This is a genomic window from Shewanella sp. SG41-4 (genome assembly GCF_014164505.1).
Classification (GTDB): Bacteria; Pseudomonadota; Gammaproteobacteria; order Enterobacterales; family Shewanellaceae; genus Shewanella.
In genome coordinates this window covers 1-1009 of the sequence record NZ_JACJFI010000684.1, presented here as the reverse complement: position 1 = coordinate 1009, position 1009 = coordinate 1, and the positions used below count along the sequence as shown (strand labels likewise).

Sequence of the window (1009 nt, the reverse complement as noted above, 5' to 3'; positions counted from 1 at the left end):
GGCCAAGATGGACGAAATCAAAGCTGTATGTAAAAAGCATAACTTGGTGATTTTAGAAGATGCATGTCAAGCCATCGGTGGCAGTTATAAAGGCCAAGCATTAGGCACTATTGGTGATGTGGGTTGTTACTCATTTGACTCAGTTAAGACTATCACCTGCGGTGAAGGTGGCGCGATTGTCACTAACAACAGCGAAATTTATAACCATTCACACATGTTCTCAGATCACGGCCATGACCATGTTGGTAATGATCGTGGTGCAGAATCACACCCAATTATGGGGTTGAATTTCCGCATTTCTGAAATGAATGCAGCAATGGGTTTAGCACAATTACGTAAGCTTGATAAAATCATTGCTATTCAGCGTAAAAACAAGAAAACCATTAAAGATGCAATGGCATCTATTGCTGAAATCACGTTCTGTGAAATTCCAGATCCAGACGGCGATTCTGCAGGCTTCTTAACATTTATGATGCCAACAGAAGAACGCACTCAAGAAATTAATAAAAAGCTGGCTGCCAACAAAGTTGATGGTTGTTTTTATTGGTATGTTAACAACTGGCATTACCTTAAGAATTGGAAACATATCCAAGAGCTTAAAGCCCCTGCCGCATGACCTATTATGCTAATCGCTGATCGCCCTGACTACACTAAGGTGCTGACACCCAAGTCTGACGCTATCATGAGCCGAACAATTTCGATGTTAATCAAGTTGCACAAATGAACCACGGCCGAAGATCATTTTTGGTACACATTTAAAATTTTTAAAACTCATTACAACAGTCTCCATTGAGATAAATACTGTAAAAAGTGCTCTCAGCCATCACTGACCAAGAGACATCAATGCTAGGCAAAAGCGCGTTTGATATTTTCAATACGTTCAGCAATTTGCTCATCAGTCCAAGACAACTTGATTAACATCGAAATTGTTCGGCTCATGATCGCGTCAGACTTGGGTGTCAGCACCTTAGTGTAGTCAGGGCGATCAGCGATTAGCATAATAGGTAAT

General features: G+C 40.8%; 2 pseudogenes. One reads left to right on the top strand and one right to left on the bottom strand.

The features are described from left to right. Positions 1-724, top strand: a pseudogene (gene kdnA, locus H5202_RS23265) (8-amino-3,8-dideoxy-alpha-D-manno-octulosonate transaminase KdnA); the annotation flags it as partial. Between the two features lie 122 nt (positions 725-846). Here kdnA and H5202_RS23260 read toward each other — a convergent pair. Next, positions 847-1009 (bottom strand): annotated as a pseudogene (locus tag H5202_RS23260) (L-glutamine--2-deoxy-scyllo-inosose aminotransferase KanB); the annotation flags it as partial.